Origin of the sequence: Algoriphagus chordae (assembly GCF_003254055.1) — a bacterium.
Taxonomy (GTDB): domain Bacteria; phylum Bacteroidota; class Bacteroidia; order Cytophagales; family Cyclobacteriaceae; genus Algoriphagus; species Algoriphagus chordae.
Window position 1 is genome coordinate 182,609 of sequence record NZ_QKZT01000005.1, and the last position, 25,997, is coordinate 208,605.

22 protein-coding genes and 1 other RNA gene are annotated in these 25,997 nt (G+C 40.0%); 13 read left to right on the forward strand and 10 right to left on the reverse strand.

Features of this window, described 5'->3' with window-relative positions; translation table 11 throughout:
* Window positions 1-536 precede the first annotated feature (536 nt).
* The 3 genes from LV85_RS07305 (at window position 537) to LV85_RS07315 (ending at window position 4,056) form a co-directional block, all read left to right on the forward strand.
* The gene (locus tag LV85_RS07305) at window positions 537-2,765 is read left to right on the forward strand and encodes a heavy metal translocating P-type ATPase (RefSeq protein ID WP_111317685.1); all 2,229 of its coding nucleotides are present in this window, start codon (window positions 537-539) and stop codon (window positions 2,763-2,765) included.
* A 195-nt stretch (window positions 2,766-2,960) separates the two neighbouring features.
* The gene (locus LV85_RS07310) at window positions 2,961-3,170 is read left to right on the forward strand and encodes a heavy-metal-associated domain-containing protein (protein WP_111317687.1); all 210 of its coding nucleotides are present in this window, start codon (window positions 2,961-2,963) and stop codon (window positions 3,168-3,170) included.
* 100 nt (window positions 3,171-3,270) lie between these two features.
* Window positions 3,271-4,056 carry an AAA family ATPase gene (locus LV85_RS07315; RefSeq protein WP_111317690.1) on the forward strand — a complete coding sequence of 262 codons (786 nt, stop codon included), beginning with the start codon at window positions 3,271-3,273 and terminating at the stop codon, window positions 4,054-4,056.
* 214 nt (window positions 4,057-4,270) lie between these two features.
* Here the strand turns inward: LV85_RS07315 and LV85_RS07320 are convergent, their stop codons facing one another.
* Window positions 4,271-5,494 carry a DUF2254 domain-containing protein gene (locus LV85_RS07320; RefSeq protein ID WP_111317693.1) on the reverse strand — a complete coding sequence of 408 codons (1,224 nt, stop codon included), beginning with the start codon at window positions 5,492-5,494 and terminating at the stop codon, window positions 4,271-4,273.
* Window positions 5,495-5,674: 180 nt separating this feature from the next.
* Between LV85_RS07320 and LV85_RS07325 the strand changes: the two genes are divergently transcribed.
* The 3 genes from LV85_RS07325 (at window position 5,675) to LV85_RS07335 (ending at window position 7,224) form a co-directional block, all read left to right on the forward strand.
* Window positions 5,675-6,112 carry a CHY zinc finger protein gene (locus LV85_RS07325; RefSeq protein ID WP_111317906.1) on the forward strand — a complete coding sequence of 146 codons (438 nt, stop codon included), beginning with the start codon at window positions 5,675-5,677 and terminating at the stop codon, window positions 6,110-6,112.
* A 33-nt stretch (window positions 6,113-6,145) separates the two neighbouring features.
* On the forward strand, window positions 6,146-6,562 hold the full coding sequence (locus tag LV85_RS07330) for an HYC_CC_PP family protein (protein ID WP_111317696.1): 417 nt from the start codon (window positions 6,146-6,148) through the stop codon (window positions 6,560-6,562).
* A 113-nt stretch (window positions 6,563-6,675) separates the two neighbouring features.
* Window positions 6,676-7,224 (forward strand): DUF3347 domain-containing protein, encoded by a 549-nt coding sequence (locus LV85_RS07335; RefSeq protein ID WP_111317698.1) that lies wholly within the window; start codon window positions 6,676-6,678, stop codon window positions 7,222-7,224.
* Between the two features lie 394 nt (window positions 7,225-7,618).
* Here LV85_RS07335 and LV85_RS07340 read toward each other — a convergent pair whose 3' ends face one another.
* Window positions 7,619-9,898 (reverse strand): TonB-dependent receptor, encoded by a 2,280-nt coding sequence (locus LV85_RS07340; RefSeq protein ID WP_111317701.1) that lies wholly within the window; start codon window positions 9,896-9,898, stop codon window positions 7,619-7,621.
* A 110-nt stretch (window positions 9,899-10,008) separates the two neighbouring features.
* Between LV85_RS07340 and LV85_RS07345 the strand changes: the two genes are divergently transcribed.
* Window positions 10,009-10,668: a metal-dependent transcriptional regulator gene (locus tag LV85_RS07345; protein WP_111317703.1), complete on the forward strand. Its 660-nt coding sequence runs from the start codon at window positions 10,009-10,011 to the stop codon at window positions 10,666-10,668.
* An 81-nt stretch (window positions 10,669-10,749) separates the two neighbouring features.
* On the opposite strand, the gene LV85_RS07350 is transcribed toward LV85_RS07345, so the two are convergent.
* Both LV85_RS07350 and LV85_RS07355 read right to left on the reverse strand, forming a co-directional pair.
* Complete coding sequence (locus tag LV85_RS07350; protein WP_317046438.1) at window positions 10,750-11,373, reverse strand: sugar transferase; 624 nt, start codon at window positions 11,371-11,373, stop codon at window positions 10,750-10,752.
* Window positions 11,374-12,513 (reverse strand): aminotransferase class I/II-fold pyridoxal phosphate-dependent enzyme, encoded by a 1,140-nt coding sequence (locus LV85_RS07355; protein ID WP_111317706.1) that lies wholly within the window; start codon window positions 12,511-12,513, stop codon window positions 11,374-11,376.
* 396 nt (window positions 12,514-12,909) lie between these two features.
* Between LV85_RS07355 and LV85_RS07360 the strand changes: the two genes are divergently transcribed.
* Window positions 12,910-13,620, forward strand: a complete 711-nt coding sequence (locus tag LV85_RS07360) for a sugar transferase (RefSeq protein WP_245942199.1) — start codon at window positions 12,910-12,912, stop codon at window positions 13,618-13,620.
* A 263-nt stretch (window positions 13,621-13,883) separates the two neighbouring features.
* Here LV85_RS07360 and LV85_RS07365 read toward each other — a convergent pair whose 3' ends face one another.
* Together LV85_RS07365 and LV85_RS07370 are read right to left on the reverse strand one after the other, a co-directional pair.
* A complete protein-coding gene (locus LV85_RS07365; RefSeq protein ID WP_111317708.1) occupies window positions 13,884-14,447 on the reverse strand; it encodes a DUF3109 family protein in 564 nt (187 codons plus the stop codon).
* A gap of 39 nt (window positions 14,448-14,486) precedes the next feature.
* Window positions 14,487-14,966 carry a DUF4442 domain-containing protein gene (locus LV85_RS07370; protein WP_111317711.1) on the reverse strand — a complete coding sequence of 160 codons (480 nt, stop codon included), beginning with the start codon at window positions 14,964-14,966 and terminating at the stop codon, window positions 14,487-14,489.
* A 119-nt stretch (window positions 14,967-15,085) separates the two neighbouring features.
* On the opposite strand from LV85_RS07370, the gene rnpB reads away from it, so the two are divergent.
* An RNA gene (rnpB, locus tag LV85_RS07375) (RNase P RNA component class A) lies at window positions 15,086-15,517 on the forward strand.
* 17 nt (window positions 15,518-15,534) lie between these two features.
* Complete coding sequence (locus tag LV85_RS07380; protein ID WP_111317714.1) at window positions 15,535-16,692, forward strand: sigma-54-dependent transcriptional regulator; 1,158 nt, start codon at window positions 15,535-15,537, stop codon at window positions 16,690-16,692.
* A gap of 276 nt (window positions 16,693-16,968) precedes the next feature.
* On the opposite strand, the gene LV85_RS07385 is transcribed toward LV85_RS07380, so the two are convergent.
* Window positions 16,969-17,964 carry a LuxE/PaaK family acyltransferase gene (locus LV85_RS07385; protein ID WP_111317717.1) on the reverse strand — a complete coding sequence of 332 codons (996 nt, stop codon included), beginning with the start codon at window positions 17,962-17,964 and terminating at the stop codon, window positions 16,969-16,971.
* Between the two features lie 68 nt (window positions 17,965-18,032).
* Here LV85_RS07385 and LV85_RS07390 point away from each other — a divergent pair, with 68 nt between their 5' ends.
* The gene (locus LV85_RS07390) at window positions 18,033-18,704 is read left to right on the forward strand and encodes a hypothetical protein (RefSeq protein ID WP_111317719.1); all 672 of its coding nucleotides are present in this window, start codon (window positions 18,033-18,035) and stop codon (window positions 18,702-18,704) included.
* A 54-nt stretch (window positions 18,705-18,758) separates the two neighbouring features.
* On the opposite strand, the gene LV85_RS07395 is transcribed toward LV85_RS07390, so the two are convergent.
* The gene (locus tag LV85_RS07395) at window positions 18,759-21,173 is read right to left on the reverse strand and encodes an alpha-ketoacid dehydrogenase subunit alpha/beta (RefSeq protein ID WP_111317914.1); all 2,415 of its coding nucleotides are present in this window, start codon (window positions 21,171-21,173) and stop codon (window positions 18,759-18,761) included.
* Between the two features lie 433 nt (window positions 21,174-21,606).
* Here LV85_RS07395 and ald point away from each other — a divergent pair, with 433 nt between their 5' ends.
* Window positions 21,607-22,725 carry an alanine dehydrogenase gene (gene ald / locus LV85_RS07400; protein WP_111317722.1) on the forward strand — a complete coding sequence of 373 codons (1,119 nt, stop codon included), beginning with the start codon at window positions 21,607-21,609 and terminating at the stop codon, window positions 22,723-22,725.
* Window positions 22,726-22,981: 256 nt separating this feature from the next.
* Here the strand turns inward: ald and LV85_RS07405 are convergent, their stop codons facing one another.
* Together LV85_RS07405 and LV85_RS07410 are read right to left on the reverse strand one after the other, a co-directional pair.
* Window positions 22,982-23,605: a LysE family translocator gene (locus LV85_RS07405; RefSeq protein ID WP_111317724.1), complete on the reverse strand. Its 624-nt coding sequence runs from the start codon at window positions 23,603-23,605 to the stop codon at window positions 22,982-22,984.
* A complete protein-coding gene (locus LV85_RS07410; protein ID WP_111317727.1) occupies window positions 23,602-25,152 on the reverse strand; it encodes a GH3 family domain-containing protein in 1,551 nt (516 codons plus the stop codon). Before LV85_RS07410 ends, LV85_RS07405 begins: the two co-directional genes overlap by 4 nt.
* Before the next feature lie 47 nt (window positions 25,153-25,199).
* Here LV85_RS07410 and LV85_RS07415 point away from each other — a divergent pair, with 47 nt between their 5' ends.
* Window positions 25,200-25,868 (forward strand): YggS family pyridoxal phosphate-dependent enzyme, encoded by a 669-nt coding sequence (locus LV85_RS07415; protein ID WP_111317730.1) that lies wholly within the window; start codon window positions 25,200-25,202, stop codon window positions 25,866-25,868.
* Window positions 25,869-25,997 lie beyond the last annotated feature (129 nt).

A 25,997-nucleotide genomic window follows, 5' to 3' on the forward strand; every position in this document is an offset into this window, starting at 1 on the left:
TACATCGGGTTCAGTCTCCAGACCTGTCCGATGCCAGGCGGGCTTGGACTTTACATGCTGCAGTTTTCAAACTGCTACCACCTCCACTCTTCGGAATTTATAATCCCGAAGTCATTTTAGGGGAATTGCAATCCCCATTACCAACTCTCCAGATTCCATAATATTCGTTCCATAGGAACGTCTAATCTGTAGTTTTGATGGGTGTAATGAACCTTGGCGTTCCTTAGGAACGAATCGTGAAAAATCAAGCCATAAACACCCCTCTGGTTCAAATCTCATGAACCTAGGATAATACAGTCTTCAGACTGCTTCCTGCCTATCATAAATACTCTGGGCCAAAAGTTTTTCGCCCCTACCGTGTTTTGAGATAATCAATTTTCAACTGCTATTTTTAAGATTAAAGATTATTAATTGATTGTGTCCAATGCGGCAAAAAATTCGATCACAAAATCTCATAACTTTTCCCCAAAATTCCATAACAGATCCTCCCCACAGTCTTCCTAAGTTTGTACTGTCCAATTAAGACAAAAGAACTCATGGCAGAATCAACCCAACCATTACATAAAGAAACCTTCCCAGTTACCGGTATGACCTGCGCTTCCTGTGCTTCAAGTGTCGAGACCATACTTTCCTATACCGAAGGCGTGAAATCCGCTCAGGTGAATTTTGCTTCCAATACTGTCCTCGTCGAATACGAAGATCAGGTCACACCTGAGGATCTGAACAATGCACTTACAGCCATTGGTTACGGTTTGATCATAGAAACTAAAAATGCAGAAGAAGCCGCAGAAGAGGCGAAATCCCAACATTACGAGGAGGTCAAAAAACAGACAATGGGGGCCGCAATTCTGACCTTGCCCATATTTATTATCGGAATGTTTTTTATGCATTGGGAGCCTGGAAAGTGGATTTCTTTGGCGCTAAGTATTCCAGTGCTATTCGTTTTCGGTAGACATTTCTATGTCTCAGCATGGAAGCAAGCCCGTAACGGACATGTCAACATGGACACCCTAGTTGCTCTGAGTACCGGGATCGCCTTTATCTTCAGTTTGTTCAATACACTTTTTCCAGAATTCTGGATCTCCCGAGGCATAGAGCCTCACGTGTATTACGAGGCTGCCACAGTGATTATCACCTTTATTTCCTTCGGAAAAATGCTTGAGGAAAAAGCCAAGTCAAGTACTTCTTCAGCTCTGAAAAATCTGATGGGGCTACAGCCCAAAACACTAAAAGTGATAAAAGATGGACAGGAGAAAGAAATTCAAATCTCCGAAGTTCAGAAAGGCGATGAGATCATCGTGCGTCCTGGAGAGAAAATCCCCGTAGATGGCAAAGTGATTTCAGGAGAATCTTTCGTAGATGAAAGTATGATCAGTGGCGAACCAATTGCAATTGAAAAGTTGGAGAATGATGCCGTGTTTGCTGGAACTATCAATCAAAAAGGCAGCTTTCATTTCACAGCCGAAAAAGTAGGATCTGAAACTTTGCTATCGCAAATCATCAAGCGGGTTCAGGAAGCGCAGGGAAGCAAAGCGCCAGTTCAGAAATTGGTGGATAAAATCGCATCCATCTTCGTTCCTACAGTGATAGGAATATCAATTTTGACATTTGCAGTTTGGATGATTGCAGGGGGTGAAGATGCTTTCACACATGCCTTACTTACCTCAGTGGCAGTCTTGGTGATCGCCTGCCCTTGTGCGCTTGGTTTGGCTACTCCTACAGCGATTATGGTCGGAATCGGAAAAGGAGCTGAAAATAATATCTTAATTAAAGATGCAGAGAGCCTGGAACTTGCGCACAAAATCGATTCTATCATACTGGATAAAACCGGAACAATAACAGCTGGAAAGCCCTCTGTATCTGATTTGAACTGGGAACCTGAGCAATTCAGAAATCAATTCTCTCCTATTTTGCTAGCGATTGAATCCAAGTCAGAACATCCTTTGGCAGATGCTGTGAGCAGAAAACTGAAAGAAGAAAATGTCAAACCCGAAGCAATTTCTTCCTTCGAGAGTTTGACAGGAGCGGGTGTTCAAGCCCAAAATGAAGCCGATGAAAAATTCTATGTGGGAAATGCCAAGTTGATTGAAAGTAAAAATATACTGCTTTCAGAAGAGATTAAAACTTTGGCAGAAACCTGGAGAAACGAAGCTAAAACTGTGATCTTCTTCGCGAATGAAAAGCAAGTCCTAGCAACACTCGCAATTACCGATGAGATCAAAAGCAGTTCGAGGTCTGCAATTACTGACTTGAAGCAAAGAGGAATTGAAGTCTATATGTTGACAGGTGACAACCAGCAAACAGCTGCGGCAGTAGCGCAACAAGTTGGTGTAACAGATTTCAAGGCTGAAGTGATGCCTTCGGACAAATCGGACTTTGTCAAAGAACTCCAAGCTCATGGTAAAATCGTGGCAATGGTGGGTGATGGAATTAACGATTCTGAAGCTTTGGCGCAAGCCGATGTCAGCATTGCGATGGGGCATGGATCAGACATCGCGATGGACGTGGCGAAAATGACAATCATTTCTTCCGATTTGAGTGTGATTCCAAAAGCCCTAAATTTATCCTCTCAGACAGTTCGTGGGATCAAAGAGAACTTATTTTGGGCCTTTATTTACAACTTGATCGGCATCCCAATCGCGGCTGGAGTCCTCTATCCTATCAATGGATTCCTACTTGACCCTATGATCGCCGGAGCTGCAATGGCCTTTAGTTCGGTGTCTGTGGTATTGAATAGTCTTAGACTTAAAGGAAAGCATATCTAAACTTTAATATTCATCATTTAACATTCATCATTCGATATTAAAACGTTCGTATAAAGTCCAGTGTCCAAAGTATCAAGTAAGTAGTATCAAGAATAGAAGTTCGAAAACTTTACTAGCTTCCATCCTTTTAACTAATATTCCAATCCGCCACGGCGAACAAGTTCTTCAATTTTAAAATCTTCCAATTTCATCAAAATGAAAACTCAAAAATTCAAAACCAATATCGCTTGCGGCAATTGCCTAGCAAAGGTCAGTCCCCTTCTTAATGCTGAACCAAAGATCAATTCTTGGGAAGTAGATTTGCAAAGTGAGGATAGAATTCTGACTGTAGAGTCTGATGATATCACAGCAGACGAAGTTTTCAAAACTGTCTTGAAAGCTGGATTCATCGCAAAGCCAGAGTAGTTAGAAAACTCTTGAAACGGTTAGTAAATTTTGGTTTCACCTACGCATATATTTTTTCTAGTCTTAAGTCTATAATCTTACCTCTCAAGTCTTAAAAACCATGTACTATTTACGTCAAATTCATCTTCCCTCTGGCTCTAATCGCCAATTCCCTTTTTCACTAAAGGCGTTGCAGGACCTGGGGTCGATGGATTTCGACAAGCCTATTACAGTTTTCGTAGGTGAAAATGGTTCTGGAAAATCCACGCTACTTAAAGCCTTGGCGATCAAGCTAAATTTACCTGCTATCGGAAGTACTGATTTGGAAAGTGATGAAACGCTAGCTGGTGTCAAAAGCTATGGCGAGCAGATCATCACTCAATGGAAGGACAGAGCTTTTCGTGGATTCTTTTTCAGAGCCGAAGATTACTTTGGCTTTGTCAAACGACTGCAAAATATGGATTCTGAGATGCAAGGAGATATTGTGGACTTTGAGAAAAGATTGAGCGGAACAGGTCTCAAACTCGCAGTGGGTTCGATTCTAGGGCAAAAAGAAGCCCTGATTCGCAAGTATGGAAATCTTACTGAAGTCTCCCATGGTGAAGGATTCTTAAAGGTATTAGAAGGCAGATTGCAAAATGAAGGCATTTATCTAATTGATGAACCTGAAGCCGCGCTTTCGCCACAGCGGCAATTGGCGCTTTTTTCATTGATAAAGAATCTAGCCGAAAATCACGGTTGCCAGTTTATCATCGCTACGCACTCTCCTATTCTGATGACGCTTCCGAACTCAACGATATTCCAGTTTGGAGATAAAATTGAAGAAGTCAACTACGAGGACACAGAGCATTTTACAATCTTGAAAAACTTCCTTAATAATCCTGATGCATTCTTGAGGCACTTGTAGAAACAAATCTTTTTGAAGAAAGATTTATTACCACATAGAAAAGGGCAATCCTAAGTAGCGCTTATTCTCATTATTAACATTTTATGAGCTTTGTTTCTTTGCGTTAAAATATACTTTCCAAAAAGTATCAAAGGGAACAAAGAGGTACAGATTTTTAATGAAGAGATAGCAAATCGAAACTATAAAAACTATGTGTGGTTCATATTTAGAAACTTCATCCCTCTGAAAAATCATCTGCTATCTTCTTATGCACTTCACTCAATAATTTCATAATCGGAGGAGATGCAATTACTAATGAAAGTTGTCCCAACAGCAGCTTAAATTCTTGATTTAGCATTCTATCCTCTTTTCCATAATCCCAAATCGGATATATGGCACCGATAAATAGCTCATCAAAAGTCAGTTCTTTGCGATAAATTTTATAGGGCAAGTCATCTTTAGAAAGTGTAGTCGGAGGAAAATGTAAGGCTCGAAATCCCAGCAAATCCGCCAGTGCTCTTAAGCTAAGGATTGCAGTTCCAGGATCATTGATTCCTGGGCTTAGCGCCTTTAGCGCAATTTCTGAAAGCTGCCTAAAGCCATATTCATAATTACGGTTGACGAATTCCTGATTACTAAGATTAATTCCCTGCAGAGCATTAGTTATTTGTACTTCATCAAGATTTCGACTACACTTTAAAACTGGCTGACCGCGTAGAATAAAAGTCCCCATGGGATATATTGCGAGCATACTGCATTTATTTTTTGATAAGAAATCCAACATTTCTTTATCATCGAAACCTTCAAAAATTCCAGATCGTGAAGCTCTGATCATTGATAGCGCAGCAAAATCAGAAGCTTCCTTTACCTCCTCAGTTGACGTACAAAAATCTTTCATTCCATCAAAAGTTGAAGATTTGATTCGGTCTATGATCACATTATACTTGACTGACTGAGTGATGTAGTGCAGGAAATAGATGAAAATAAAGATATCTAAGACGGTGATGATCGTAAGTAAAAAAATACTGATAGAGGGAATCTGAAACGCGTCCTCTGTTTCTCGAATCGTGGTGAATAAGAAAAAAGTATACACGATAGTACCGATGTAAATACCCAGCACAGTTTGTTGAAATCGGTTGCCGATAAGTTTGTCCAGCACCCGATTACTCATTTGTGATGCCGCTTGACTCAATACAATCATTACCATCGAAAAGCTGAAAACAGTCAGTGAGATTATCCCTCCAGCTATTGCACCTAGGACACTTCTGGCTGTAGAAGGATCTTTGATTGTAAGCCAAGGGATGTCAGATTTCAGCTGCTGTCCAAAATCCGAAAAGTCAACTAAAAACACCAAAGCGGCCAAGATTAAAAATCCCAAACTGATAAATGCCGGTATAAATGCAATGCTTGATATAATGATCTGATACTTCGCAATCAGCCAAATTCTTATTTTATCCATGAATTTAAATTAGTCATTGTGTTTAATTCTATTTTCGATGTATAGCATTTTGAAGCCGGTCTACTACTTTTGATTGAGCATCATAACTTCGGGATGCTTTCCCTTGGTAGTATCTTCGAATTTACATTTCCAATTCATACCTTCACTAGTCGCCGAACAAATATCATCCTAAAACTACGAATGAAGACCTTTTTATTTTCCTTCTTATTCCTATTCACCACACTAGTCTTTGCTCAGCAAGCCCCACTTTTACCCATCGTGAAATCAAACATCAAAGGTGTCAATATCTATGGGAAAACCGTCGATAATCAAACTCGCTGCCAGCATTGGCATTCGGATTTGGATGTGATTGCGATCAAGTTTAAATGCTGCGAGAAGTATTACCCTTGCTTTTCCTGCCATGAAGAAGAAGCGGATCACCAACCCGAGGTTTGGCCAAAAGCTGAGTTTGATACCAAAGCGATCCTTTGTGGAGTCTGTGGGTCGGAATTAACAATCACAGAATATCAAGCCAGTGGTAACACCTGTCCAAAATGTACCGTAGCTTTCAATCCTGGATGTAGCAAGCATTACCATTTGTATTTTGAAACTGATTCAACTAAACAGTCAAAATTATAACCCTTTTCAATTTTATACCGTACCTTAAAACAGTTGAAAAAGCAAATCTCCATAGCGCTCGCACTTTTGCTGATGCTCTCAAGCATCGGAATGGCGAAAACTACCCATATCTGTATGGGTTCGGAAACTATGGCGGCATTTGGAGTGACTACCAAACATTTGAATTGCGGGATGGAAACCGAACCAAAAGAAAAATCTTCCGACTCGCATCAAAGTATAGATCCTATAGAATGCTGTCAAAACCAATTCGAATTGGTTCAAAATGAAAGCGATCAAAATCTCAAAGTAGTACAAATCGACGCTGCACAGCTTATTTTTATCGCAGCTTTTACACAAAGTTTTATCTTCGGAATAGCTCCAATCTCTTCCACAGAGCAACCTACCCCCCACATTACTCCCCCCTCGATTGAAAAGGACTTTAGCGTCCTGTTCCAATCATTTTTGATTTAATACTTCCTGGTAATAGGTCTTACGAACTCCTTTTTAGCTAATGGCAGCCAGCCATTTAGCCTAGTCCTTTTTTATCCCTCCTTTTACCAGGATTAAATCATTCTTAAAACCACATGAAGAATCTAAGAACACCAATTGCCCTTTCGTTACTAATCGCTCTTTCTCTTGCTTGCTCAAGTAAATCACCTGAAGATCAAACTCAAGTGGTTCAATCCGAAAGCCATAAAATACAGGAAGAAACGCCAGCAATGACAACCACCACAATTGCTTTTAAGGATGAATCAACTACCCAAATTTTCAATTCTTATTTGGCTTTGAAAGACGCTTTGGTAGCTACTGACGGTGAAAAAGCAAGTGCAGAAGCTAATAAACTTAACGCTCTTTTGGCGGATGAAAATTACAATTCAATCAAAGCTGATGTACAGAAAATTGCAGGAAGCACCGATCCTAAAACCCAGCGTGAATCCTTTGATAGTCTTTCTGACCAAATGATAGCCTTAGCAAAAAGCAGTGAGTTGACCTCTGGAAACCTATTCCTTCAGCATTGCCCAATGGCAAATGGAAACGCAGGAGCAAATTGGCTGAGCCTTTCGGAGGAAATCAGAAACCCATATTTTGGAGATAAGATGCTGAAATGTGGTTCAGTGACAGAGAAGATTTGATTTATATAAACATGGTGTCGGGGCGAAAGATTATTCACCCCGACATCACATTACCGCTAATTTCCTTTCATAGCTTTGAAATCCTAAGCTCACCCATCTAAAGGAATATTTTTCCCTTTGTTCTCTTTATGAATTTTGTGATAGAATATTTTTAAACCACAAAAGCAACAAAGAAATCAAAGTCTTTTAATGAGAATCTAACGTAATTAGATCAGTATCGTCGCTATGTTTTACCATGATGCTATTAGGTATAAATAAATTCAATTGTTAAATTTCATAGTGCAGCACAATCACCATAACAACTTAATTATCAATGATTAAGAATTTATAACCAAAGCAAAGTCTAGATTACATCCTCTGCGTCACCCTTAGCGACCACTGCGGTAAAAAGCCCTCACTCTGAAACTGTAAACCTCAGCCCTAAGAATCCTCTTATCCCCTGATTTGGAGCATAAACATAAGTAGGATCAAAGGTTAACGCATGTGGATTGTCTGGTGTGGGAATCACAGAACCATCTGGAGCGAAGGCAACATTTTTATCAAATGGATCAAATGCTCTTGCAATTGAATTGGCTGCAGGAGTGAAATTCAAGAGGTTTTTTACTCCTCCAAAAATTTCCCAGCGATCACCTATCCCTTTGGTCAACTGAATATTCTGCAGACTATACCAAGGCGAATAGCCTGGTCTATCATCCAATGGACCTAACAGTGGCAATCGCATGGGACTATAAACATTACCTGTGTAATCCACTGTCAAGCCAAGATTGAAGAACTCGTATCCTACGGACCAAACTCCAGAAAACTTCTCTGTAAGCAGTTGCCTGGTTTTGATTCCCTCCTCTTCGATACTTACATCCATCAAAGTAGCTCCAGCGGTAACTGTCAAACCTCCAGGCCAGGCTGCATCAAGATTGAGTGAAACTCCTTTGGATATAGCAGATCCATCCAAATTGGCATAGATGATCTGATTAGGATTTGTCTCGTAATCAGGAATTATGCGATTGGTAAAATAAGTGTAGAATGCTGAAGCATCCAGTCCAATAAAAACGCCTCTGTCGGTATAAATTTTCTTCACCAGATTAGCATTTACATTCCAACTCTGCTCAGGTTTTAATTCCTCTGTGAAAACCACTTCACGTGCGCCTGTTAGGGCTGCATGATCTTCAGTGAACACATTGGCCACCCGAAAACCATTTCCAGCAGAAAGTCTGAAAACAGCAGTTTTGTCAGCTGAAGAAAGTTTGTAATTGACACGAGGTGAAAAGATTGACCCGTGAATGGAATTATAATCATAGCGGAGACCAAGCAGTAAACTCTGATTAGCACTCAGCTTGATTTCATCTTGTATAAAAGCTCCTGGTAAATGAATTTGAGATGCTTCGTTTCGTGCTGATTCTATATCAGAAGTAGCAGCGGTATTATCATCATAATAAGTATATCTATAAGCCAATCCCAGTAATAAACCGTGGTTCTCTTGAGTCTTTGCCCAGGTAAGTTGTCCAAAGCCAATGTATTGATCAGCCTGAAATATTGTAGTTCCATAGACTGAATTTTGACTATGTCCATTGACTGAAAACTGGAAATTCATAGTCTCAGATGTTGGCAACTGCCAGGTACCGAAAGTCTCCCAACGACTGGTGTATATACTCTCTCCGTAGACCTCATCTCCTCCCCGATCTTTACTAGTCCAGTTCATCTCACCACCCCAGCGATCTTCATATACATATCGACCTGCCATCGTAAAAAGCCTATTGTCAGGACGAATTACATTGATTTTCTGGAAAAAAGAAATACGTTTAGAAAGCGTCACATCTGTGAAACCATCCGCATTGTTGTCGATAGGATTATCGTAGTAGAAAGCATTGATTCCTGTCAAGGATTGGATTTTCTCAGTCCAATTTGATCTCAAACCTAGATCCAAATTCATTTCCCCCCAGCCTGTCCCAAAGAAATCAGCCGATAGCAATGGCGCATTATCTGGTTTCTTAGTAATCACGTTTATCAGTCCACCCACAGCCTCGGAGCCATATAGGGTGGACGCTGGACCTTTTACTACTTCTATTCTATCGATCAATGCTTGTGGAATTCCTGTCAAGCCATAGACCGTCGCCAGGCCGCTCACAATCGGCATTCCATCTATAAGCACCATAGTATATGGTCCTTCCAAACCATTGATATGGATATCGCCTGTATTACAGACGTTACAATTTATCTGAGGTCGTACTCCATTTACATTCTGTAAAGATTCAAATATCGAAGGGGTAGGATTTGCTCTAAAGAAATTAGCTGAATACACTTCCACAGGCACTGGAGAATCCAATTTGGAAACCTCTTGCATTGTACCACTGACCACTACCTCATCCAATCCAGCGTCCATTTCCTCCAAATTGAAAACCAATTCATCACCGGATTGCGGAATAGACACTTTCAACTGTGAAGATTTGAACCCCACCATAGAAGCCTGAACGGTGTAGGTAGCACTTGTGGAGATCTCAATAGAAAAGCTCCCATTTATGTCAGTTACAGTACCTTTTGATAGGCTTTTCACATAGACATTGGCATATTCAACAGGCTCCCCCTCAAATAAAACCCTGCCTTTGAGCAAGTGATTTTGCGCATAAGTATCAAATGCGAACAGCGAAAAAAGTAAAATAAACAAGTAATTATATCTCATACAGTAGTGATAATTCAGAATTAGATACGACAAATATATTTTGTTAGATCAGTCTAACAAAATTGTTTTCAAAAATTATTTATCATATTTGAATACTAAATCAATAGCACATGGCATCACAAACGGAGGAGAATTATCTGAAATCACTTTTTAACTTGGCAAATGAAAAGAATGAGGTCAATATCTCAGAGCTAGCTACTCAGATGCAAGTAAGTCTTCCCACTGTAAATAGCATGGTGAAAACCTTGCAGAAAAATGGTTGGTTGATTTATGAAAAATATAAGCCTGTCATAATAACTCCAGAAGGAAAAAAAGTAGCGGCTCTCGTGATCCGAAAACACAGACTGACCGAGATGTTTTTGGTGAATAAAATGGGATTCGGCTGGGAAGAAGTACATGAGATTGCGGAGCAGGTAGAGCACATTCATGCTCCCAAATTCTTTGAGCGTATGGATGAGATGATGGGATTTCCTACTATTGATCCACACGGCTCTCCTATTCCTGATGCCCAAGGGAGAATTCAGGAAATAAAATATCTTAATCTATCAGATTGCAAAGCTGGACAGGTTGTCAAACTAGCGGCACTCACCAATTCATCCACCGAATTTCTTGAATTTCTGAATGGCCGAAATCTCCGTTTGGGAACTGAGCTAAGCATACTATCCAAAGAAGCCTACGACCAAAGTATACTTATTTCATATTTAAATCATTCAAGCGAAACACTATCAGAAAAAGTCTCTGAAAAATTACTAGTGAAGTTGTTGGACTAAGTTTGAGTCAGAAAAATTGATTAAATCTACAAATCGAACACCCTATATAAACCACTGATATTCAAATTACTAAAAAACTATTTATCTAATTATATCTTTTCTACTGCCTTCAAATCTCCCCATAGATACATGTCCTTGTTGGGTTACGCCCTTTCCCATAAGTACATTAAATAAGGTTTGAAATAGTATCCTTAGGTCCAGTAAAAAGTTCACATTATCCACATACCATACATCAAGATTAAACTTCTTATCCCAAGAAATAGCATTTCTACCATTTACCTGAGCCCAACCCGTTACACCTGGCCTAACTTCATGCCTTCTAGACTGCTCATCAGAATATAGTTCTAGGTAATCATCTAATAATGGCCTAGGGCCAACGAGACTCATATCTCCTTTCAGCACATTGATCAACTGGGGGATTTCATCCAATGAAGTCTTTCTAACTATACTACCAAAATTGGTAATTCGATCTGAATCCGACAAAAGATCCCCTTGCTCGTTGACCAAATCCGACATGGTTTTAAATTTCAGTATCTGAAACGGAATATTATCTTTTCCTGGACGAGATTGAGAGAAAAATGGAGATCCTTTATGATGGAAGCTTAATACAAGCAACAAAATTAAAAATACAGGTAATAGTATTACAAACATTAAAAAAGCAAGAAGAAAATCAATCCCTCTTTTAAACAAATTACGATAAATCACCTATTTGAATGTTTTACTGAGTTCTTCATGAATTACTTCCACTATCATTTCCTGATTTTGAAGAGTCAAATTTGCAGAACTAGGAAGGCAAAGTCCCTTTGCAAATAGTTTTTCTGACATATTACCACCATAATATGCAGTATTATTGAAAATGGGTTGGGTATGTAGTGGCTTCCATAGGTACCTACTTTCAATCCCCCTATTCGATAAGGCTTGTTTCAATTGTTTATTAGAAAATCCAGTTTTCTCTTGGTCTACCAAGATGGTTGTAAGCCAATAGTTCGATTTAGACTCTATTGATTCAGTTTGAAAGTTTATCCCAGGAAAATCTTTAAGCATTGTTCGATATCGCTGATTTACTGCTCTTCTGCTTTTCACGCAGTTATCTAATTGTTCTAGTTGTGCAAGTCCCACAGCAGCCGAAAGGTTATTCATTTTGTAATTATAGCCGATCTCCAAATGATGATAAAAAGGCAAATCTTCTCTTGCTTGGGTGGACAAATGTCTGGCGTGTTGAATAACAGAGGTATCGTTGGAAATCAAGGCTCCCCCTCCTCCAGCAGTAATAATTTTATTTCCATTGAAGGAATAAACACCAATTTGTCCAAATGTTCCACAATCCCTATCCTGATATTTACTTCCTATAGCTTCGGCCGCATCTTCCAAAACTGGGATATTATACTTCGTGGAGATATCTAAAATCTCTTTCATTTTGGCAGGCATACCAAAGAGGTGCACTAGCACAATTGCTTTTGGTTTTTTACCTTTTGCGATACGACTAAGAATGGTATCTTCAAGCAGATCTGGACAAATATTCCAAGTGTCCTTTTCACTATCTACGAAAATCGGTTTAGCGCCTAAGTATACGATTGGGTTGGCTGAAGCACAAAAAGTGAAAGACTGGCAAATCACTTCATCACCCGGTTCTATTCCAAAAAGGACCATTGCTAGATGCAAAGCAGAAGTGCCAGAATTTAAAGCAACAGATTCATGTGTTTTTAGTCTTTTAGAAAGCTTTACCTCAAAACGATTGATGAATTTACCTGAAGTCGCAATTTGACCTGAGGCTATCGCTTGCTGCGTGTACAGATTTTCGTTGCCATTGAAAACGGGCAACGATAAAGGAGTTTTTGAAACCATTAAAAACTTTAGCTAAGACTGTCGAAAGATACGATACAAACATCAAACCACCATATTGCAGCTATAAGCACTGCTATGGTAAAAGCTTAGAAATAACATAATTAAAGCCCTAATGCACGATGATTTTAACCTATGACCAAGGCACTTCCATATTTAGGAGCCATAATAGATGACAGCAATATACAAAAATGATCATCATAATTATAGTTTTAAAAAGCAATTTTAATAGTTTGAAAAATAATTGTAATTTTGATGAGCCAATCTTTTTAAAAATAAGTAGGGCTGGCACATCAGGTTTCTTTGGCGACTAAATTAGGGAAAACTTTAAGTGATTTGATGAACTAAGAATAATAATAATAATCTTTACCAAGAAATTAAGACCAAAAATCATACGTTTTGAAACTCAAAGCAGACCAATCACAGCATTTATCAAAGGGGAATCTTGTAATTAATACAGGAACTCTTCCAGCTCAAGTTCAGGAGGACATCTTGGTGTCGGAGCAGCTCAACTGGTTTAACCTTAGTATCAAGCGGTTTATTGATCTTTTCTGTTCCATAGGTCTCCTACTTGTCATTGGATGGTGGCTTTTTCCAATTGTTGCTATTTTAATAAAACTCGATTCGCCAGGACCAATATTCTATACCCAAAAGAGAGGTGGAATTTACAATTCAGTTTTCAACTGTTATAAATTCCGATCAATGTCAATCAATGAGGTAGATAATTTCAAGCAAGCAACCAGAAATGATCCTAGGGTCACTAAAATTGGTAGAATCCTTCGGAAAACCAGTATAGATGAATTACCCCAGGTATTCAATGTAATCTATGGAAATATGTCCTTGGTAGGCCCTAGACCCCTGGTATTATCACAAAACGCAGAGAATGCTAAGTTCATTGAGGGTTACAAGAACAGACATTTAGTAAAACCTGGCATTACTGGTTTGGCTCAGGCAAAAGGTTACAGAGGAGAGACCGAGTTGCCCAATTCTATTTATTTTAGATACAAATTGGATATGTATTACATCAGGAATTGGTCTGTAACATTTGATCTCAAGCTAATCTGGATGACTGCCAAAAATATTTTTGCAGGAGATGAAAATGCCTATTAAGTTTTAGCGGTTACATTCATTCTACCTCAATTCCCAAAAACATACTCCGAATTCAGAATCAACTGAATCAAGCATCTATAGGTAGATTATTATACGACTGTTCTATTGCCCCAAACAAAATTCAAAAGTATAAGTACTACAGCCTAAGACGATCAGCAAGAATAGTGTTTTGTAGCAGTCAAAATTCTTTGTTGATCAAAAACAGCAAAGCCAAAGTCTAATTCTACTTTGAGTTTTCATAGTTGACTAAGTACCAAAAAACCTTAACCTTCAATCTCCTCTATCAATTCCGCGTACCAAGCTTCTCCGTATTTGCGGGTAAGTGCATCTTTTAGGAATTTATAGATAGGAACTTTCAGGCTTGACCCCAACTGACAAGCTGGATCGCAAATATGCCAGCGATCGTAATTCAAGGCATCAAATTGGTCATATTTAGTAACACGGATCGGATACATGTGACAACTAATAGGTTTTTTCCATGTGATTTTCCCATCAAGGTATGCTTGCTCTATCCCGCACTTCAGGATACCTCTATCATCAGTTAAAGCATAGGCACACTCTCTGTTGTCCCCTATAGTGGGAGTTCCTTTATCACCATCTTTGTCTATCACCCAGGTTCCTTGCTTGGCAATGGCCTGACGACCTTCCTCTGTGATGTAATCTTTGACAAGAGGATAGATATCCTCGATGATCTTGGTCTCTTCATCTTCCAATGGAGCTCCAGCATCTCCTTCTACGCAGCAAGCACCTTTGCAAGCCTCCAAGTCGCAGACGAAAAAATTCTCCTTAATATCATCCGAAAGCACAGTATCCCCTACTATTATCATGGTCTTCTTTGTTAGCAAGCAAAGTTAAGCAATCGAAGGCTAGGCATTCGACTTCGCATGGTCTTTTCTTCGTACATAAATACCTTTCTGTAGCTTTGCAATGATATTCCCATACGCATCTTTTACTTCACAAGGAAATTCAAACACTCCTTTACCATCCCGATCCACAGCAGTTTTTATCTCAGCGATTTGACTTGGAGAGACCTTAAATTCAGCGTAAACAGTCCCTTTTCCTGGTTTAACAAATTCTATACTTGCCGTCTTATCCCAAACGATATACTCATCTCCCAGCTGAATCAAGACTATAAACATGAAAAACGGATCGCACATCGCATACAACGATCCTCCAAAAGCAGTGCCTATCAAATTCTGATTGTACCAGCGGAGCTTCAGTTGAGTTCGAAACATAGAAAAATCCTCAGCATAATCGATCACCTTAATCCCTGAAAACAGAAAAGGCGGGTACCAATTAATACCGCGTATCAATTTCTTGAACTTTCTTTGTTTGCTATTATCCATCTGAAAAAGATAAGTCAAAAGCCTCAGAAAAAGAACGACTTAGATAATCACATTTTTCATTCGCTAATTCCTACTTCACATTTTTAAAACTGATAGCAAGATTTTACCGTTCTTTGCAAGGTGCAAGTCGTCTTGTCGTCCCGATGTATATCGGGGAGGAAAGTCCGGGCAACATAGAGCGCCATACTTCCTAACGGGAAGGAGGCTGACTGGTGACGGTCAGTTTACAGCTAGTGCAACAGAGAATATACCGCCTTTCGGCTTCGGGGCCTGCCCTGATACCGATAGCTATCGGCACGAAGGGTAAGGGTGAAAAGGTGGAGTAAGAGCCCACCGCTCTGACAGTGATGTCAGGGGCATGGCAAACCTTATGGGTTGAAAGATCAAATAGGTTCCGCGTCGGATTAAGTTTCGAGAAAAGTTGCTCGCTTTTATGCGGAACGGGTAGATCGATGGACCCCGATTGTGAAGTCGGGGCTAGATAAATGACAAGAAACTGATTCTGGAAACAGATGAAGAAACAGGACCCGGCTTATAGACTTGCACTTTTTTATTTTATATTGAAACTATGTCGAAAATACTGATCATCGATGACGAGAAAGTCATCCGCGCTACATTACGCGAAATTTTGGAATACGAGAAATATACAGTTACCGAAGCAAAGGACGGCGAAGAGGGCTTGGCAAAATTGCAGGAAGATGATTACGATCTGGTTCTCTGTGATGTCAAAATGCCAAAAATGGATGGTATAGAAGTCCTAGAGAAAGCTAAGGCTCTGGAGAAATCACCACAATTCATCATGATCTCGGCTCATGGTAGCATAGAAACTGCCGTGGAAGCCACCAAAAAAGGAGCTTTCGACTTTATTCCAAAGCCTCCAGATTTGAATCGCCTTCTTCTTACCGTTCGAAATGCATTGGACAAAAAGAATCTAGTCACAGAGACCAAAGTTTTGAAAAAGAAACTTTCCAAGAAACTGGATATGGTCGGAGAATCCGCTGCTATTCATCAAGTAAAAGACACCATAGAAAAAGTGGCTCCTACCGATGCTCGAGTACTGATCACGGGTCCTAATGGAACTGGTAAGGAACTGGTTGCACACTGGGTTCATGCCAAAAGCAATAGATCCGCTCAGCCATTCGTAGCGGTAAACTGTGCTGCAATTCCATCTGAGCTAATTGAAAGTGAGCTTTTCGGACATGAAAAAGGTGCCTTCACTTCAGCGCATAAGCAGCGCCAGGGAAAGTTTGAGCAAGCTCAAGGAGGAACCTTATTTCTGGATGAAATCGGAGATATGTCACTTTCCGCTCAGTCCAAAGTACTTCGTGCATTGCAGGAAAACTTGATCAACCGTGTCGGCTCGGACAAAGACATCAAAGTAGATGTGCGCGTTTTGGCAGCGACGAATAAAGATCTGAAAAAGGAAATTGAGGAGAATAGATTCCGTGAGGATTTGTATCACAGATTGAGTGTAATCTTGATTCAGGTACCGGCACTGAAAGATAGAAAAGATGATATTCCTTTACTTGTCAATAAGTTTTTGGATGATATCTCTCAGGAAAATGGAGACGCGCCGAAAAGAATGAGCAAAGCTGCTTTGGCAAAATTGCAGGAATATCCTTGGACAGGAAATATCCGAGAACTGCGAAATGTGGTAGAAAGACTGGTGATTCTAGGCGAATCAGAGATTAGCCTAAATGATATAAAAAAATACGCTGACTATTAAGTCAGCGTATTTTTTTTAGCTATTGGCGTCCTGAACTGTAGGAGCCTTTGCGTAAGCTGGGCAAGGTTTACTGGAAGCACAAGCTCCCAAAGCTAAAATTCCAATCAATAATGCTACTGTGGCTAATTTTTTCATATAAATATAATTTGTCATTTAAAGGCTATATGGAATCTCGCAGTTATAATAATCATCCCAGTGGTTCACTTGGGATATGCTCGATTTCATCGTATACGTTTTATGCAGTTCAAATATGTTCAATTATTAATTAGATAGCAATTACTGCACCAAGAGATTACAACCACGGATTTCGCTGTTGTCAAATCTCCCCAACACCTCCAGCATCCCTGTATCATCATACCTTCCCAAATCTTGAGTCTCGATGAAAGCACAGGAATGAAAATTCGCTAGGTCGATCACATTAATTCCTCCCTGTGAGCGTTGGGAAAGTGAAAGTGGATCATTGATATCTCTAAGCATAACGCGCATAGACCTAGGTAGCGTATATTTCCCCTGACCTTTGGAGTAAGCCTGCGACATCAATTCCGTCATCCCATATTCGGAATGTATGGCCTCTACACCGAAAAATGGTTTGAGAATATCATGAACCTCCTCACGGATCATCTCCTTTCTCCTCCCCTTCATCCCCCCTGTTTCCATGACCAGAAGATTTGGAGCTGAATTAAATTTCTTTCCTGATTCAGCCAGATCTAGCAAGGCAAAAGTGACACCCAGCAATAGAACTTTCCGTTTGTCATTTGCCAGCAACTCTATTTTTTCCAGCAATTCATCTTGATTATAAAGATAAAAACCCGAATGTTCAGAATTACTTTCTTTAATAAAATGGTCGGCCATACTCACCAAACTGCTGCCCTTTCTCTCTAAATAGGCAGGCAAAAGTGCAAGCACATGGAATTCATTTAAATCTCCATACTCTGCTTCAAAAATCTGCTGCGCATGTGTTAAATACCAGTTTTCAGACCAGTAATAATGCTTGCTAGTAATCATCCCTGTAGTGCCAGAACTAGAGAAATACCCTTCCATTGTAGCGATTGAGACAGAAATCACGTCATGGTCTTTGAAAAAGCGAATCGGTAAAAAAGGGATTTGATCCAAGCTTTTCACTCTGTTCGTATCTATATTTCTAGCCTCCAGGTATTGCTTATAAATAGGATTAGCCTGCGACTGGAATTCAAAAATATCTAGTGCAAGATTTTCAAATTCTTCCGGTTTCAAATTACTTACTCTACTCGAAAAACTTTTAAATTCCTGCATCGTTTTATATTTTGCATCAATCCAACCAAAGTATTGGTTTAATTTGGTGGTAAATTTACTTTCACCCTATGCGTTTAAAAAGCTATTTAGGAATATTCTTTTTGTTGATCCTCGCCACAGCCTGTATCAATCCACCAGATAACTTCCCTTCAGTACCGAAAATTGACTTTGAATCAATAGAATACGCCCCAACTTCTGGCGCAGATTCCTTGATTATCGGCATTGATTTCCAAGATGCAGAAGGAGATCTTGGATTATCCGGGACAGATGATGATCCACCGTTTAATGATGTGGACTTCCAGCGGGATGCCAATGGGGAATTGATCACCTATAGCACAAGACCTCCAGAGGCACCATCTTACAACCCAATTGACTGGCTTGTAGATCCTATAATAAATAACCAAGAAGTAAAAGATACGGTCTGGGTAAAACAAAATCCTAATCAATACAATATTTTCGTCAAGTTCTTTATTAAGAGAAATGGACAGTTCACAGAGTTCAAGTGGCAAGACCCGCCGTATTACACGACATTCAATGGCCGATTCCCTAGAATTCTGACGACTGAGGAAGGACAGGCTGTCGAAGGCAATATCCGTTACGGAATGCTATCCTCAGGCTGGGAATCTATTTTCAGAACAGATACCATTAGAATAGATGTATCCATTCAGGACAGAGCTCTAAATCGCAGCAACGAGGTATCCAGTCCCGAAGTGACGCTCAAGCAAATCACTAGACCATAGTATAAAAAAAGCCCTTTTGAGGGCTTTTTTTATTAGTAATATGTCTTGTCTTGTTTATATCTCAGGAAAGGTTTTGGGATCTACTTCATTCATCATCGCATATACTTTTTCCACTACATCTTCTACGCTTGGCTTGGAAAAATAATCTCCATCAGATGAATAAGCTGGTCGGTGCGATTTTGCGGTGATCGTCTGTGGCTCAGCATCCAAGTACTTAAAGACATCCTGACCTTCAATCACCTGCTGTAGCATAAATGCAGATCCAGCTCCTGGCACATCTTCATCAGCAAAAATTACGCGATTGGTTTTCTTGACAGAATCACCAATAATCCCATGAACGTCAAATGGCAGTAATGTTTGCACATCTAGCACTTCAATTTCAATACCTAGTTCGGCAAGTTCACTAGCAGCTTCCATCACTACTCGGCACATAGAGCCATAGGTCACTATAGTCAAATCTGCACCTTCACGAAGGAACTCAGGCTTACCCAATGGCACTGTATATTCTCCTAGATTCTCAGGCATTTGCTCCTTCAATCTATAACCGTTTAAGCATTCTATAACGATAGCCGGCTCATCAGATTTCAATAAGGAATTGTACATTCCCGCGGCTTGAGTCATATCTCTAGGCACACAAACAACCATACCACGTAAAGTGGATAAAATCATCCCCATAGGCGAACCTGAGTGCCACACTCCTTCTAGTCTATGACCTCTAGTTCGCACAATTAGCGGAGCTTTTTGGCCTCCTTTGGTGCGGTACTGAAGACAAGCCACATCATCAGCCAGCATCTGCAAACCATAAAGCAAATAATCCAAATACTGAATCTCTGCCAGTGGTCGCAATCCTCGCAAGGAAGTCCCTATCCCCTGTCCTATAATCGTGCATTCTCTGATTCCTGTATCTGAAACTCTTAGCTCGCCATGCTTGGCTTGTAATCCAGCAAAGGCTTGATTCACATCTCCTATTTTACCTACATCTTCACCAAAAGTGAAGAAGCGAGGATCATTTTCTAGGGTGTAGTCAAAATAAGACTGGAGAATCTCTCTTCCGTCCACAAAAGGAGACTTATCATTGAACTTGGCAGGAATCTCCTCCACGTTCAACACATTCCATTCTGAATGGCTATACAAATGGCTATTGTATCTATTAAAATTCAAATCAGTCTGCTTCGCATACCAAGCCTTCAAGTCCGCCTTGGCAGCTGCTGAGTCTAACCTCAAGGTCAATAGTGCTTTTCGAACTGTCACGACCACATCCTTTCTTATTGGATTGATTGTCTTAGACAATTCCTCTGCCAGCTGATTGATGATTACTTTACGTGTACTATGCTGTGCCGCAGCTCTAAGCAGAACTACAGCTTCACTTAATTCTTTTTTGATTTCGCTAGAAAATTGTGACCAAGCGGCTTCCTTTTCTTGCTTTACTTGAGCTTTGGCCTCAGCTTCTATCTTATCTAGAGTATCTGCGTTGGCAATTTCATTGCTCAGAATATACTCTCTGAATTTGGAAATACAATCCCAGTCCTTCTCCCACTGAAGTCGTTTTTTATCTTTGTATCGCTCATGAGAACCTGAAGTAGAATGCCCTTGAGGCTGAGTCATTTCTAGCACATGAATCAAAACTGGTACATGAGATACACGAGCTAACTCACCTGCTTCCACATAAGCATTGAGCAAAGCTTCATAATCCCAGCCATTCACCCTGATGATTTCTATTCCTTTCTGCGAATCTGTCCGTTCAAATCCAGCTAAAGCCTCAGAAATACTCCCTTTTGTCGTATGAAATTCATTAGGAACAGATATGCCATAACCGTCATCCCATACAGAAATCACCATAGGAACCTGCATTACGCCAGCGGCATTGATAGTCTCAAAAAACATCCCTTCAGAAGTAGATGCATTTCCAATTGTCCCCCAAGCGACTTCATTTCCATTTACTGAAAACTTCGTCATTTCCTTCAATCCCTTATTATCTCTATAGAGCTTGGAAGCATAAGCCAGCCCAAGAAGCTTTGGCATTTGAGCTGCTGTAGGGGAAATATCTGCTGCAGAATTATATTTTTTTGTGAGGTCTTTCCAGCTTCCATCTTCATTAAGAGATCGTGTCGCGAAGTGACCATTCATAAGACGGCCAGCACTTGCCGGTTCCGCCTCCACATTAGTATATGCGTATAATTGAGAAAAATATTGCTTTACCGTCAGCTCACCTATTGCCAACATAAATGTCTGATCACGGTAGTAGCCTGAGCGAAAATCCCCCAGTTGAAAAGCTCGCGCCATGGCGATCTGCGCAATCTCCTTGCCATCTCCAAAAATCCCGAACTTCGCTTTCCCCATAAAAACCTCTTTTCTGCCTACCAGAGAAGCATGCCTACTGATCATAGCGACTCGAAAGTCTGCCAAGATTGCCTCTTTAGAAAGATTCGGAGAATTCAGGTTTTTCGGTACTGATTGAACTTCTGACATAAAGCTTAATTTACTAAAGTTATTTGGGTTTTCTCTTTTGATTTTTTGAATCACTCAAAAATAGCCAAATCCATTTTCTATGCAAATTTCGGCATTATAAATTTTCCGTCAAAAATTTTGAAAGACCTATAAATTACAAGACAAAACAAAATTAAATTTTGAGAACATGATAATATCCAATAATAGAAGTATCAAATCCGAAAACCCAGCACACTATAGACCAAGCATTTAGCCAAAATACTATTTCAAAATTATCAATGCTTAAAATTCAAAATTTAAAATTTTCATAATTATTTGATAAAATAAAAGAATAATATTTTGAATTATCTCTATTTTCAAAAGCATACCAAATACTATTCGCTTATGTACGAATAGATAGCAAACCGCATATTATCTTTGCGAACGAATATATCTAAATCCAAATAAATAAGACATGATCATAGGCGTTCCAAAGGAAATCAAAAACAACGAAAACCGTGTAGCCCTTACCCCTGCCGGTGCACAAGAATTGGTAAAAAGAGGTCATAACGTGTACATTCAGCATACTGCGGGTGAAGGTTCAGGCTTCCCTGATGAGATGTACGTAGAAGCTGGTGCTTCTATCCTACCCACGATCGAAGCGACCTACGAAATCGCTGAGATGATTATGAAGGTGAAAGAGCCTATCGAGGCAGAATACAAATTGATCAAAGAAAATCAATTGATGTTCACTTATTTCCACTTTGCTTCTTATGAGCCTTTGACTAAAGCAATGGTAGAAAGCAAGTCTGTATGTCTAGCATATGAGACTGTAGAAAAAGCTGATAAAAGTCTTCCTCTTTTGATCCCTATGTCTGAAGTAGCTGGTAGAATGGCTGTGCAAAAAGGCGCTAATTACTTGGAAAAACCACTTGGAGGAAGAGGTATTCTTCTTGGAGGCGTACCAGGTGTACTTCCTGCCAAAGTATTGATTCTAGGTGGCGGTATCGTTGGTACTCAGGCTGCATGGATGGCTGCAGGACTTGGAGCAGATGTAACGATCATGGATCTCAATCTTCCACGTTTGCGCTACTTGGCGGATGTAATGCCTGCCAATGTAAATACAATGATGTCTAATGAATTCAACATTAGAAAACTGATTCAGAATCACGATTTAATTATTGGTGCCGTGTTGATCCCTGGAGCAAAAGCTCCTAACCTGATCACTCGTGATATGCTAAAAGAAATGCTTCCGGGTACAGTACTAGTGGACGTAGCAGTAGATCAAGGTGGATGTATCGAAACATGTAAGCCAACTACTCACCAAGACCCTACTTTTGTAATTGATGATGTGGTTCACTATTGCGTAGCCAATATGCCAGGAGCGGTACCTTACACTTCTACCTTGGCTCTGACCAATGCTACCCTTCCTTATGCTATTCAATTGGCAAACAAAGGCTGGAAAAAAGCAGCTCAGGATAACCCTGAACTGGCACTAGGCTTAAATATAATCAACGGTGATATTGTATATCAGGCAGTAGCAGAAGCTTTTGACATGGATTATACTCCAGTTGTAAAATACCTTGCTGACTAATCTCAGTAAGTTCTAATACATACAAATCCCTCTGGTGAAACTGGAGGGATTTTTTTTGCGTCGTTTTTTAAGAGTTGGAATGCCTGTTCAAGTTAGGTTGCTTCTGCCAAAGCGGCAATTTTTCATTTGTAATCAGCGATGAATAAATTGGCAAGAATCATCCTTACTACTTACTGAAAGAATGGTAACGAACTAAAAATCTTAGCACTTAAAATAAGCTCTGCGTTTACCTAGGTCTATTGGATTTCCATTGAAATCAGTGCGACATTGCAAACCATACTAAGCGAAGTCCAAAACCTATCATGGCCAAGCCTACTGCCTTGTTTAGCCAAAACATAAACTTAGGAGTAACAAACTGAGCTAGTTTCTTTGCGATATAGGCTTTTGTCAAATCTATGCAGAATACTGTAATTAGAATTCCTGAGTAATAAAGCCATACATCCAGAGATCTAAATGATTCCTTGAGATGCACCAAGCTAGCTATTGAAATCCAAAAGAGTAACACAAATGGATTGATGCCATTGATAGAAAAACCCTTCAAAAAAGCACTTCGTTTCTTAGCTCTACGCTCTCCTTCTACATTAGCTTCAGGTTTAGCGGTTTGCCTTTTCACCAGATAGCTTATCCCAAATCCGATCAAAATAGCCCCACCTACATATCCCAAAACTGATTCAAAATAAGTAGCCTCGGCTAGGAATTTGATTCCGAAAAAAGTAAGCAGTACGTAGAGTGTATCAGAGGTCAAAATCCCCAAAGCAACCATCGCTGCATAGCGAAACCCGTTCTCCAGACTACTTTGGATTAAAGTAAAAAACACTGGGCCAATCATCGCCGAAAGCAATAGGCCCATACTTATACCTTCCAGTAAGGCTTGGCTCACAGCTCTATGCCATTTTTGACCAGAAATTCCTGCCAGCTTGCCGCCTTATCTCCCTTGAGCACTCTTGGGAATTTATTCTGTCCCCCTTCTTTACCTTGCTCTCGCATCCAATCATAAAATAAAGAAGATGGTAAAAGTGTCACTTTCACTTCCTTCAAGGCATGGTTTCGCTCTACAGCATAATCATCATTGGTCACCTTCAAATGTGCATCAATTGATTTTTTCAAAACAGATGGTGAGATGGTATCAGCCGAACCTATAAACCAGTGGTGAGCAAACAAAGTACCATGAGGAACACCTAGCACGGTGAATTCACGGATATTCAGATCATGCTCCTCAGCTGTCAGCTCGATGGCTTTGTTCATATTGTCCACCGAAAGGTGCTCTCCACAAAGACTCAAAAAATGCTTAGTTCTACCGGTAATTATAATTTCTGATTCTTCCTTGGACACAAAGCGAATGACATCCCCTATCAAATACCTCCAGGCTCCTGCGCAGGTACTGATCAGCAACGCATAATCCTTTCCCTCTTCTATCTCATCTATTTTCAGCGTATTTGCATCTGCCCGAATATTTCCTTCTTCATCAAAATTATCATCAGTGAAAGGCACAAACTCATGGAAAATACCATTGTTTAATACCAGACGCATGGATTTACGATTGGGCAAAGCTTGAAATGCCAGAAATCCCTCTGAAGCTAAATAAGTTTCCAAGTACAAAATCGGCTTGCCCAAGAGCTTCTCAAAGCCTTTCCTATAGGGCTCAAAGGAAACTCCTCCATGCACGAAAATCTGAAGGTTTGGCCAGATCTCATGGATATTAGACACCTGATATCTTTCAATGATTTTTTCTATCAAAATCTGAAGCCAAGCAGGAACTCCAACGATAATCCCAATATCCCAAGCCTGAGCATTCTCCACGATCTGATCTAGTTTATCTCCCCAGTTTTTACTTCGAGAAATCTTTTTGCCTGGCTTATAAAAGCGCTGAAACCAAATAGGTAAACGACCTGTAGTAATACCACTCAGATCTCCAGAGAAATAGGTGCCATTAAAATCCAAATCGGTACTACCGCCTAGCATCAAAATCCCTTTGGTCAAAAGCGAGGCAGGCAAGTCATATTTGGATAGCGAAAGAATCTGACGCACACCAGTTTTACGAATGGCTTTCACCATATCATTAGTAATAGGAATGAACTTGGAAGTAGCGCCTGAAGTCCCACTGCTCAGCGCAAAATATCTGACCGGACCCGGCCAGGTGACATTAGGTATTCCTTTTAGTAGTTTGAACCACCATTCTGCATGAATGCTGTCGTAATCGTATATCGGAACCTGATTTTTGTATCGATCATAAAACTCATCTTCTCCCCGCCGAAAACCTTTGAGAATAGCAGGGAAATCATACTTTTTACCAATCTCTGTTCCAGATGCTTGAATCAACAATTTCTTCAATTCCTGACGTTGGAGTTCCAATGGATGAGAGTACTCTTGTTCCAGACTCTCTCTCAGGCGAATGCCTTTTTTTAGCAAAGTACTAATGATCGCCATATCTTTGTTTTAGGCATTTTGGAAAAAGTAAAGCATAAAAATAGAAAATGGACATCAAAGCCAACCTTCAAGAAGTAAAAAAAACATTCTTAAATCAAGATTGCCAACTGGTAGCAGTAAGCAAAACCAAACCACTCGAGGATCTAAAAGTGGCTTACGCGGCAGGAATTCGTGATTTTGGAGAGAACAAAGTACAGGAACTTCAGGCTAAACAACCCGAAATGCCCAGTGATGTCAACTGGCACATGATCGGTCACTTACAAAGCAATAAGGTCAAATACATCGCTCCCTTCGTCTATCTGATCCATGGAGTGGATTCTTTCAAGCTTCTCAGAGAAATCAATAAACAAGGAAAAAAGCTTGATAGAAAGATTAATGTGCTGCTGCAAATGCACATAGCTGAAGAAGAAACCAAGTTCGGTTTTGACCAAAATGAATTGAATGAGATGCTGAACAATACTGACTTTAAGAGCCTAACACATGTAAAGATCAAAGGGCTAATGGGCATGGCTACTTTTACCGAAAATATAGATCAGGTAAGAAAAGAATTCAAAAGCCTCAAAACACTTTTCGATGAACTGAAAGCTCAAGCGCTTCCAGAATTCATCCAATTAACAGATATCTCTATGGGAATGAGTGGTGATTACCTGATCGCTCAGGAAGAAGGAAGTACGATGGTGAGGATTGGCTCGGCTATTTTTGGAGGGAGGAGTTGATAATGGGTGTTGGTTATTCGTTATTCGTTGTTGGTTGTTGGTTATTGGTTATTTAGGAATCTAAATATTTGGGTTTTAGGTATAGCTGTATAGCTAATGAGCTGAGTTGATTGAGCAATTATCACCCAA